Source organism: Streptomyces sp. NPDC127084, from assembly GCF_042724175.1.
GTDB lineage: Bacteria > Actinomycetota > Actinomycetes > Streptomycetales > Streptomycetaceae > Streptomyces.
In genome coordinates, this window is record NZ_JBHXFA010000122.1 from 3,462 (window position 1) to 6,261 (window position 2,800).

Consider the following 2,800-nt stretch of genomic DNA (forward strand, 5'->3'; position numbering starts at 1 on the left):
CCCGAGCGCCCGCCCGCGCCCCCCCCCCCCCCCCTGAGCAGGAAGGCCACCCCCCCCCCCCGCACGCACGCCCCCGCCCGCCCCCCCCCCCCTTCTGTGTGTCCCCAAGGCCCCAGGCCCAGGCCGTCCGCACTCTCGTCGGCGCCCATGCGAGGATCAGTGCCGTTCGAACGAGACACAGAGGAGTGGCCGTGCCCGGAGAGAATCTGTCCCGCGACGAGGCCGGTGAGCGGGCCGCACTGCTGTCCGTCGACGGGTACGAGGTCTTCCTCGACGTGCGGTCCGCCACCGCGGAGGAGGCCACGGAGCCGAGGACGTTCCGCTCGGTGACGACGATCCGCTTCCGCGCGGCCGAGCCGGGCACCGCGAGCTTCGCCGATCTGATCGCCCCGTCGGTCACCACCGTGACGCTGAACGGCGAGGAGCTGGACCCGGCGGCCGTCTTCGACGGCGCCCGGGTGGCGCTCCCCGCGCTGCGCGCCGAGAACGTGCTGGTGGTCGACGCCCAGTGCGCGTACAGCCGTACCGGCGAGGGGCTGCACCGGTTCGTCGACCCGGAGGACGGCGAGGTCTACCTCTACACGCAGTACGAGCCCGCAGACGCCCGCCGGGTGTTCGCGAACTTCGAACAGCCGGACCTCAAGGCCCCGTACCGTTTCGAGGTGGCCGCGCCGGACGGCTGGACGGTCTGGAGCAACGAGGCCGTGGCGTCCCGGGACGGCGGCAGCTGGCGGTTCGCCGAGACCAAGCCGATCTCGACGTACATCACCGCCGTGGTCGCCGGTCCCTACCACTACGAGACCGACCTCTACACCCGCACACTGCCCGACGGGAACACACTGGAGATCCCGCTCGGCGCCATGTGCCGCAAGTCGCTCGCCAAGCACTTCGACGCCGACGACATCTTCCTCGTCACGAAGCAGGGCTTCGACTTCTTCCACGACCACTTCGGCTACCCGTACCCGTTCGGGAAGTACGACCAGGCCTTCGTGCCCGAGTACAACCTCGGGGCGATGGAGAACCCGGGGTGTGTGACCTTCCGGGAGGAGTTCATCTTCCGCGGCAAGGTGACCCAGGCGTCGTATGAGCGGCGCGCCAACGTCATCCTGCACGAGATGGCGCACATGTGGTTCGGCGATCTGGTCACCATGCGCTGGTGGGACGACCTGTGGCTGAAGGAGTCGTTCGCAGACTTCATGGGGTCCTTCTCGATGGTGGAGGCCACCCGCTTCCACAACGGCTGGGTGACCTTCGCGAACAACCGCAAGGCCTGGGCGTACCGCGCGGACCAACTGCCCTCCACCCACCCCATCACGGCGGACATCCGTGACCTGGAGGACGCCAAGCTCAACTTCGACGGCATCACCTACGCCAAGGGCGCGTCGGTGCTGAAGCAGCTCGTGGCCTACGCGGGACGGGATGCCTTCCTCGAGGGCGCCCGGCGGTACTTCGGACGGCACGCGTACGGCAATACCCGGCTCGGCGATCTGCTCTCGGTGCTGGAGGAGACCTCGGGCCGGGATATGGCTGCCTGGTCGCGCTCCTGGCTGCAGACCGCGGGGGTCGACACACTGACCCCGGTGGCCGTATACGACGCCGAAGGGCGGATCACCGAGCTCGCGGTGCTCCAGGAGGGCGACGAGCTCCGGCCGCACCGGGTGGCCGTGGGGCTGTACCGGCTCGAAGGGCCGGACCTGGTGCGCTACGCACGGGCCGAGGTGGATGTCGTCGGGGCTCGGACCATCGTGGCTGAGCTGGCGGGGGCGGAGCGTCCCGCGCTGGTGCTGGTCAACGACGACGACCTCACGTACTGCAAGATCCGCTTCGACGAGGGCTCGCTGGAGACCCTGCGCGCTCACCTGGGTGCGATCACCGACCCGCTGGCCCGTGCACTGTGCTGGTCGGCGCTGTGGAGTCTGACGCGGGACGCGCTCATGCCCGCACGGGACTTCGTGGCCGTGGTGATGGACTTCGCGGGCCGGGAGTCGGACATCGGGGTGCTCCAGATGCTGCACGCGTGGGCGCGCACGGCACTGGTGCACTACGCGGCTCCGTCCTGGCGCGAGGAGGGCGGGCGGCTGCTGTCCGCGTGCGCGCTGCGGGAGCTCAGGCTCGCGGAGCCGGGCAGCGAGCACCAGCTGACCTGGGCACGGTTCTTCGCGGCGGCGGCCGCCACGGCGGCCGACTTCCAGTTGCTCCAGGGGTTGCTCAACGGCACCGCGAAGATCGACGGCCTCGATGTCGACAAGGAGCTGCGCTGGGCGCTGCTGGAGCCGCTGGCCGCGCACGGGTTCGCCGACGAGGCGGCGATCGGGGCGGAGCTGGCCCAAGACGACACCGCTTCCGGCAAGCGCCACCAGGTCCGCTGTCTGGCGGCGCGCCCGTCCGCGGCGGTCAAGGACCAGGCCTGGGCGCAGGTCGTGGAGTCCGACGCGCTCTCCAACGCGCTGGTGGCGGCGACGATTTCGGGCTTCGTGCAGTCCTCGCAGCGCGAGCTGATCGCGCCCTACGCGGAGAAGTACTTCGCCGCGATCGAACAGGTGTGGGCCGAGCGTTCCATCCAGATCGGCATGAACGTGGTGCAGGGGCTGTTCCCGGGTCTCCAGGACGACCAGGCCACCCTGGACGCGGCGGACGGCTGGCTGTCCTCGCGCCCCGACGCCGCTCCGGCGCTGCGCCGTCTGGTCACCGAGGAGCGCGACGATCTGGCCCGCGCGCTGCGCGCCCAGCGGCGGGACGCGGCACGGGACTGAGCCGCTGCGAGCTCGGGGCGGGGGGGGTCCTAAGTGGCGGGCCGCGC

At 71.0% G+C, this 2,800-nt stretch carries 1 protein-coding gene; it reads left to right on the forward strand.

Annotated elements, in window-relative coordinates; translation table 11 throughout:
* The first annotated feature begins 191 nt into the window (after positions 1 to 191).
* Positions 192 to 2,753 carry an aminopeptidase N gene (gene pepN, locus ACFWI9_RS24870; protein WP_387165265.1) on the forward strand — a complete coding sequence of 854 codons (2,562 nt, stop codon included), beginning with the start codon at positions 192 to 194 and terminating at the stop codon, positions 2,751 to 2,753.
* Positions 2,754 to 2,800 lie beyond the last annotated feature (47 nt).